This is a genomic window from Streptomyces viridosporus (assembly GCF_002078235.1).
Taxonomy (GTDB): Bacteria; Actinomycetota; Actinomycetes; order Streptomycetales; family Streptomycetaceae; genus Streptomyces; species Streptomyces viridosporus.
Genome location: NZ_MSGP01000906.1, coordinates 1 through 420, shown reverse-complemented (window position 1 = coordinate 420; position 420 = coordinate 1). Strand labels below are relative to the sequence as shown.

The following is a 420-nucleotide window of genomic DNA, read 5'->3' as shown; positions in this document are numbered from 1 at the left end:
GGTGTGGACACCTGTGGACAACCGAGTCCCAAGTCGCGCTTCCGCCAAGGAATTCGAGTCAACCGGCCACCCGCGACCCGCCCCTCACCGGGGAGGCGCACCCTCCTTCATTGACGCGCCGGACATACTCCACAATTCCCTCCATAACGGAAAGTGGATCACCTCGCTGCACAAGTGAGTCGTGGGCCGTCACACCGCACCGGTAGCCTTGGCCGTGTGATTGACCTTCGCCTGCTCCGTGAGGACCCCGACCGTGTGCGTGCTTCGCAGCGCGCCCGTGGAGAGGACGTCGCGCTCGTCGACGCCCTTCTGTCTGCCGACGAACGGCGCAGGTCGTCCGGCGTCCGCTTCGACGAGCTGCGCGCCGAGCAGAAGGCGCTCGGCAAGCTCGTCCCCAAGGCGACCGGCGACGAGAAGGCC

The 420-nt window shown here is 66.9% G+C and carries 1 pseudogene; it reads left to right on the top strand.

From position 1 onward, the window contains the following. Positions 1-216 precede the first annotated feature (216 nt). Positions 217-420: pseudogene (locus B7L92_RS38585) on the top strand (serine--tRNA ligase); the annotation flags it as partial.